A 7579-nucleotide genomic window follows, 5' to 3' on the forward strand; every position below is an offset into this window, starting at 1 on the left:
AACCAATGCATTGACAATCACCAATATTAGAAATTGCTTCCAGTTTTCTTTGAGACCTAATATTTTGTTGGACAAAAACTTATGATTTTGTACAAAGGTCTTTCATCCCATATTCCGATCCTTTTACATTTGTTAAATAATCATCGAATATTGGCTCTGATTCTGCTAAGGCTTACTTGAGTGATGCCCAAATAAGATGAAATGTGTTTTAATGGGATTTTTTCCAATAATTCTGGAAAATCACTTATCAGTTGAATGTATCTTTCCTCAGCACTATGAAATTGGAGGCTTTCCATTCTATTGACATATGACACATAGGAAGCTTCCATGATTTTTCTAAAAAGTCTTTCTATTTCTGGAAATGAATTAAAAAGAATTTCCAGCTTTGAAGCTGGAATTCCAATCAATTTTGTTTTCTCAATTGCCTGAATTGCTTTTTTGCTTGGATTTCCAGTAAAAAGACTTTCAGCTCGGATAATCATGTCATTTTCAAAAGCAAAGTATTCTGTTACTTCGATTCCATCTTTTAGATAATAAATTCTTGCTAACCCGGCAGTGACAAAATAGTAGGTTCGGCAAGTTTGTCCTATTTCCTGAACATGTTTGTTCTTTGGAGTTTCTATTAAGAAAGAAATTGCTTTTAAAGCTTCTTCTGCATTAGAAGATATTTTTTGTATACTATTGAAATAGGTAAAAAGTGATGGAGTTGCATTTGGTAGAGACATGATTAAATGTAAGAATTTGGACTATCCAATTCTAAATTTTATCCAGGCTTTTTCTACTTTGACCTTTGTCCTTTTTAAATTCTGAAGGAGTCATTCCTGTTTCCTTTTTAAACTGGGTGGATAAATACGCCACGCTCGAATAGTCCATCTGAAAAGCGATTTCTGATAAAGTCAATTCGTCATAAATTAAAAGTTCTTTTACTTTTTCAATTTTCTGCTTCGTGATGAATTTCTCTATTGTAATACCCTCCACTGAGGAAAAAAGTCTACTTAAATAAGCATAATCATGATTCAGTTTCTTGGATAAAAAAGTTGAATAGTTTGTCAAGAGTGAATGATCAGAAAAATGGATTTGTTCAATCAATAAAGATTTGATTTGCGAAATCAGTGCTGATTTTTCACCTTTTAATAGTTCAAAACCTTGGTCGCTAAGACTAGTAGAAAGAATTTTTTCCTGAGAATCATTGAGGACATGGGCTAAAGTAGCCTTACCTAATTCCACCTTGTGATATTCCAATCCCAATTTGTTCAAGCTATTTTCTACCGCTTGAATACATCGTGGACAAACCATGTTTTTGATTAAAATTTCTTTTGATTCCATCTTGGGATCTATTCTTAGAATTCCTTTTCTCCAAATTCACTTTTCACGAATTTAGCTTTGTTTTTGGAACGATTAAGGGTGTAAGAAAGGTTCAAAATGATCATATCCACTTCCTGTATATAGTTGGTGGTTGTATAAAATTCACCATCTCGATAAGTGGTGATTCTTTGCTCATTGGTTTTCAATAATCCCATATCAATGTTTTGCCAGATCAGGTTCGCAGATAATCGGCTATCCATCCAAGTTTTTTTTATGACAATGCTTGGAGTGTAAAATCTTGAATCTTCACCTTGTGCAGTTACTCGATCAGAAAGGTAGTTTAATGTACCTTGAATACTCCATGATTTAGATAAGGTAAATGTAGTATTGATGTTGATAGAATAGACCCAACTTGCCGTATTTACAGGACGTTCGTCAAATTCGCCTTTGATAGTAAAGCGATAGAGGTTAAACCCACCGAAAACTTTCCACCAAGAAGTGGGGAAGATTTCAAGGCCTATATCGATACCGGTTGATTTTCCGGTTCCCACATTAGAATAGATTCGATTTAGAATTGTGTCATTGTAAACAGTATTTACCCGATTGACTAGATTTTTTACGCTAGAATGGTAGGCTGTAGCATAAAAACTTGATGCATCCCAAGTTTTAATAATTCCCAATTCAACTTGATTGATGAATTCGGGAAGTAAGTTAGGATCTCCTTGTTCTAAAGTTTCACTATGTTCCCGTTCAGGGAAAGGATTCATTTTAAATGTGGTAGTGCGCTCCACCCGTTGGCTGAAATTCGCTTTCAGTTGTAAGCCTTCCTTAAGTTGATAACCTAAATTTGCACTAAAAAAAGGGCGGATAAAATCGTACTGATAGACAGTGTCAACTATTCCTGCTTTGTCTTCCAAATCAAAGTCTCGGTCCATAGTTTCCAGTCGCAGACCAACTCCATAGCTTAATTTTTCGAACTCTTTATCCAGCTGAATATATCCTGCATGAATATTTCTTTTAAGCTCCACATTGCTGGAAAACTCCGGTACCAATTCATATTCGCCAGTCTCATTATTTTTTCTTTGGTAAAGAAAATCCCCCTTATGATCCAAACTTCTAAATTGGTAACCAGCGAGTAATTGTCCAATACTCATCGGTTTGAAAGTGTAGTCCAGATTATATCGGATTCCATTTAAAGGATTATCATTGGTGTTGTATTCTTCTTGGTAAACAATAGATAAATCCGGATACCCTAAATTCAAATTGGAAGTGGGACCACCAAGCATACTATACTCATAAAGAAAAGAGGTACTTATCTTAGATTCATTTTCGAAGCTGTGAGAATAATCTAAACTTCCTAGAACTACATCCCCTCGTCGACTTTGATTATTCGCGTTGAAATATTGAAAATTGTATAGTTCTTGGCCATTTGCTATTGCATGATTATCAAAATATAAAATATCAGCAGTCCTTAGTTTATCCCTTACTGCCCCATAAAAACCCAAGCTAAATGAACTTTTCTTGTTTGGACTATATCCAATAGTAAACCTTCCAGAATAGGTTTTTTCATCGATGCTTCTTTCTCCTTCTGAAGGAAAATATGTGGTGGTATCCCCTGAAATAGTCCTAACATCTCCAACTCTTCTTCCTGCAATGTCATTTCTTTGGAAACTTGCACCAACAGAAATATCCCACTTTCCTTTGAGATAGTTTAGATTGAAATCTGCTCCATAACGTTTGGCTCTTTCCGCATTTCCATAATTTTCGATAGGAGGAAGGCCAAGTTTAGAATTGAATTGCATATACAGACCATCTGTCGTTCCTGACTTGGTAATCACATTGATCATTCCAGATTTCCCCTCAGAATCGTACTGGGCTGATGGGGATGATATCCAATCTATTTTTTCTACACTGTTGGCAGGTAGCTGGTTTAGAATCATCATTGGGTCAGATTGAACTGGTTTCCCATTGATCATGACTACAAATCCGCTAGTTCCCCTGATCGAAATTTGACCTTCTCCATTGATTGCCACTCCAGGAAGATTTTTAAGAATATCTGTTGCTGTACCTCCTTGTGCTGCCTGGAAATTTTCAGCTGCGTAACTTTGCTTTTGTAAAGTGAAATTGGTGCTAATTCTTTGCCCTTCGACTTCTACTCCTTCAAGTAATTCCTGAGCAGGTGAGATTGTTAGAACGCCAAGGTTTTTGTTCTCTCTTTTTCCAAGGTAAAAAGAGGGGATAGTTTCACTTGTGTACCCTATGTAGGTAATCAGTAAATAATAATCTCCTTCTTTTAATTCCTTAATTATGAAAGTACCGTTTGGGTCAGTAATACCTCCATTGACTAAAGTACTGTCTCCACTTTGATATACTGCCACGCTTGCAAACTCCATCGGAACTTGACTCTCACGATCATGAATCACGCCCATCAATTGGCTTTGTGCCTGTAACCAATTGGTGCAAAGGATTAAAAAAATAGCTAGAATATAGGGCCTCATCTATTTTGATTTATATCAAAAATAAGGATGTTTGATTTAATAATAATTTTTTATTCCATAACTGGAATTCGAATATTAAAAGTTGATGTTTTTAGGAATTTACTTGAAAGAACCCTCGTCATTAAAGAAGCAGAGTAATCAAATAATAAAATAAACTGGGGCAGAGTAAACAGCCTAAACCAGTGTAAAATGTAGCAGTTACTGCTCCATATGGAACCAATTTTGGGTCTGTAGCAGCTAATCCTGCAGCAACTCCTGAGGATGTTCCCATCATCCCTCCAAATGCCATGGCTGAACCAGGAGATTGCAAACCGATTTTTTTTGCGAAAATGGGAGTAAAAATGGTGACAGCTATGGTTTTGATTAATCCAGCACCAATGCTTAAAGCGATTACTTCCGAACTGGCTCCTAAAGCAGCACCTGTGACCGGTCCGACAATATAAGTACAAGCTCCCGCACCTATGGTGCAAAGATCAATAGGGTCTCGATAGCCCCAAATAAATGCCACAACAACTCCGGAAATAAAGAAAATCAAAATGCCAAAAACCAAAGAAACCATTCCAAGAATTCCTGATTTTTTGACCAGAAGATAACTTGCCCCAAGTGCTGTAGCCACGATTGCAAAATCTCTGAACATGGAACCTCCTAAAATCCCGATTCCATTGAAAATTTCTATGTCAGCTATTCCTTTGTCTCCTCCGGTGAAAAATCCTCCAAAATATCCTAAGACCAATCCTAAAAAGATAGCGATCGCTGAACCGGGAATTCTGGATTTTAATAGGTTTTTAGAAAGCCAATTGGATCCCAATGTCAAAATTCCAATGCATAGGAAACCAACGATCAAGCCATTTTTGTCAATTACTTTAAGCAATTCCTCCATGATATTTATTGCTTAAATCTTTTGAGTAAAAATGGAAAAAATAGGAAGCCTAAAACGACAGGAAGAATTCCGACTAGGATGGCCAAATTACCACTTGAAATGGCAGATTTAACATTTAAGCTTGCTGCCATTGCTATAACTACTGGAATGTACATTTTATTCCAAAAATCAATTCCTTGGATGGATTCTTCTTTCCACCAGCCTTTTCGTTCAAATAGTTCTTTTAAAAGCATTAAAATCAACATCGCAAAGCCTACACCTCCCACATTGGAATTAATGCCGAGAATTCTACCCAAGAGTTCACCCAGCCATTGACCTAAGAGGTAAGAAAAAGAGAGTAATGCTAATCCGTATATGATCATAGGTTTTCAAAAAAGCTTTTTCAATTCGTTTTTGGTCACTTTGCCCATGGTATTCCTTGGCAAATCAGAAATGAAAATGTATTTCCTAGGCGTCTTGTAAGCTGGCATTCGTTCTCTTATCCAAATATTTAATAGATCAGTGTCAAATTCATTTTCTACAACCAATGCTGCCACAACTAGTTCTCCCCATTCTTCATTCGGAATCCCAACTACGCCACAATCTTTGATTTCTGGATATTTTCTCAATACTTCTTCTATCTCAAGTGCAGAAATTTTATAACCTCCAGATTTAATGATATCGATGGAGTCTCTACCCAAGATTCGATAGTAGCCATCTTCAAAAACAGCAATATCACCGGTTTTAAACCATCCGTCCTGAGTGAAGCTTTTGGAAGTTGCCTCGGGTTTGCCCCAGTATTCTTTAAAGACAGAAGGACTTTTGATCTGAATCTCACCGGCCTCACCAACTTTAACCAGATTCCCATCTTCATCTACGGTTCTTAGTTTGACACCGGGAAGCGGTTTGCCAATATAACCTGCCCTTCTTTCTCCCTTGTAAGGGTTGCTGACTGCCATACCAATTTCGGTCATTCCGTAGCGCTCGAGTAAATAATGACCAGAAATTTCTTTCCATTGTTCCATTACTGACACTGGAAGAGCTGCTGATCCTGAGACCATCAACCGGAAAGAAGCCATAGCCTGTCCGAGTTTTTGCTGTTCTTCTTTTGGAAGCTTTTCCCATTCTGAAATCAACTTGAAATAAATAGTTGGTACCGCCATGAATACGTTAAGATTTCCCTGAAGGAAGATCTTAAATACTTCTTTGGCACTGAACTGATTTAGGAATTCTACAGTCGCTCCAGACCACAGTGCACAACAAAGAACATTGATAATACCATGCACATGATGGAGCGGTAATATCTCAAGGATGTAATCCTCGGAGCTCCATTCCCAGGCATTCACCAATGTAGAAATTTGAGATTCTATGTTGGAATGAGTTGTTAAAACGCCTTTGGGAAGAGAAGTAGTGCCGGATGTGTAAAGAATCATTGCTCCCCTAGATTTTTCAATTTCCGGAAGAGGTTTAGACTTTTGGTCAAAAATCTCAGAAGTGGAAGAAAACAGTTTGGAGGAATCCTCTTGATAAACTTTTAAAGTTTCTACATATTCGTTTCCAACTAAAATAATTGAAGCTTTAGTGTCTTCAATAACATATTGTAGAGAGGGGAGTGGATAGGTGATACAAAGCGGAACAGCAATACCTCCAGCTCTCCATATTGCCCATTGTACAGCGACATATTCAAAACCAGGAGAGACCATAAATGCAACTGGAGCCTCCTCGAGATCACTTTTATCATTCAATAAAAAAGAAGCAATTTCTTCACTTCTGTCTAAAAGATTTTGATAGGAAAAGGATTTTTTTTCTTCAACTATAGCAGTTTTTAAAGGGTTTGATTTTGCATTTTCTATGAGTTGGAGCATCGGATATTAGTTTGTGAATTATGACTTCAAAACGAAATATGGTTCTAATAAGAAATTTAAATTGTTGTATCCCGCTTATATCTTTTAGTAATAATGTGGACTAGAGTTTGGCTTATTTTCCCAAAATATTTAAAGATCCCACATAAAAGTTAGGATCAACTTTTAATTCGATATCCGTATTGGAAAGTTCAACACTAGACCAGCGGGTCGTTGGTTGAAGCCAAAGTTCATCTCCAGATTTGAGTGTGACTTTAACAGGCATAGAAAAAGTCTGTATAGAGTTTTCCCATCGGAAGTTGAGTTTATTGCCCTCAATGTAATAACTGAATATTGGAATTCTTATGTCTCTAAGGTATTGATCAAACACGGAGGAAAGGTTCACATCAGCCTGCTCACTAATATAACTTTCAATTTGTTTGCTAGTAACTGTCTGATGATAAAACTCTTCATTCAGTCCACGCAAAATCATTCTCCATTTTTCATCATCATTGACAATTTGGCGAATGGTATGAAGCATGTTTGCACCCTTATAATACATGTCCCCAGAACCTTCTTGATTTACCCCGTATGGACCAATAATTGGGCTGTCATTATTGATGTTTTTTCTGGTTCCTAAGACATAATCACTGCTCGCCTCTTTACCATAATAATAGTCCAAAAACAGATTTTCTGAATATGCTGTAAAACTCTCATGAATCCACATGTCAGCTACATCTTTGTAGGTAATGTTATTGGCAAACCACTCATGTCCGGATTCATGAATGATGATAAAGTCAAATTTAAGTCCCCAGCCAGTTCCACTAAGGTCTCTTCCAAGGTATCCATTGGCAAAATTATTTCCATAGGTAACCGAACTTTGGTGCTCCATTCCCAAATAAGGAGCTTCAACCAATTTGTAGCTGTCCTCATAAAAAGGATAAGGGCCAAACCAATGTTCAAAAGCTTCCATCATTTTTGGGGCATCTTTAAACTGGCTTTTAGCTTTTTCAAGATTTTCTCTCAGCACATAATAGTCCATATCCAAAGGCCCTTTTTCGCCTGGATAAGTTTCT

Annotated in this window: 7 protein-coding genes; all 7 read right to left on the reverse strand. The window is 36.9% G+C overall.

The genetic code is table 11. From position 1 onward, the window contains the following. Positions 1 to 140: 140 nt before the first annotated feature. Positions 141 to 725: a Crp/Fnr family transcriptional regulator gene (locus Q0L68_RS12775; protein WP_296703741.1), complete on the reverse strand. Its 585-nt coding sequence runs from the start codon at positions 723 to 725 to the stop codon at positions 141 to 143. A gap of 31 nt (positions 726 to 756) precedes the next feature. Continuing rightward, a complete protein-coding gene (locus tag Q0L68_RS12780) occupies positions 757 to 1326 on the reverse strand; it encodes a helix-turn-helix domain-containing protein (RefSeq protein WP_296703743.1) in 570 nt (189 codons plus the stop codon). Positions 1327 to 1340: 14 nt separating this feature from the next. Next, positions 1341 to 3803, reverse strand: a complete 2463-nt coding sequence (locus Q0L68_RS12785) for a TonB-dependent receptor (RefSeq protein ID WP_296703745.1) — start codon at positions 3801 to 3803, stop codon at positions 1341 to 1343. Positions 3804 to 3924: 121 nt separating this feature from the next. Further along, the gene (madM, locus tag Q0L68_RS12790) at positions 3925 to 4683 is read right to left on the reverse strand and encodes a malonate transporter subunit MadM (protein ID WP_296703747.1); all 759 of its coding nucleotides are present in this window, start codon (positions 4681 to 4683) and stop codon (positions 3925 to 3927) included. A gap of 5 nt (positions 4684 to 4688) precedes the next feature. Continuing rightward, positions 4689 to 5045, reverse strand: coding sequence for a malonate transporter subunit MadL (gene madL / locus Q0L68_RS12795; protein ID WP_296703749.1), 357 nt, complete (start codon positions 5043 to 5045; stop codon positions 4689 to 4691). A gap of 6 nt (positions 5046 to 5051) precedes the next feature. Beyond that, entirely contained in the window at positions 5052 to 6527 is a 1476-nt protein-coding gene (locus tag Q0L68_RS12800; protein WP_296703752.1) for an acyl-CoA synthetase, read from the reverse strand. Between the two features lie 112 nt (positions 6528 to 6639). Further along, the coding region (locus Q0L68_RS12805; protein ID WP_296703754.1) for a M1 family aminopeptidase at positions 6640 to 7579 on the reverse strand (940 nt) is incomplete at its 5' end.

Origin of the sequence: Algoriphagus sp., from assembly GCF_024642405.1 — a bacterium.
Classification (GTDB): Bacteria; Bacteroidota; Bacteroidia; order Cytophagales; family Cyclobacteriaceae; genus Algoriphagus.

Bases quoted from the DNA above. Each gene is read 5' to 3' on its own strand.
- madL (WP_296703749.1), bottom strand. From the start codon at position 5,045: ATGATCATATACGGATTAGCATTACTCTCTTTTTCTTACCTCTTAGGT.
- madM (WP_296703747.1), bottom strand. From the start codon at position 4,683: ATGGAGGAATTGCTTAAAGTAATTGACAAAAATGGCTTGATCGTTGGT.
- Q0L68_RS12800 (WP_296703752.1), bottom strand. From the start codon at position 6,527: ATGCTCCAACTCATAGAAAATGCAAAATCAAACCCTTTAAAAACTGCT.
- Q0L68_RS12785 (WP_296703745.1), bottom strand. From the start codon at position 3,803: ATGAGGCCCTATATTCTAGCTATTTTTTTAATCCTTTGCACCAATTGG.
- Q0L68_RS12780 (WP_296703743.1), bottom strand. From the start codon at position 1,326: ATGGAATCAAAAGAAATTTTAATCAAAAACATGGTTTGTCCACGATGT.
- Q0L68_RS12775 (WP_296703741.1), bottom strand. From the start codon at position 725: ATGTCTCTACCAAATGCAACTCCATCACTTTTTACCTATTTCAATAGT.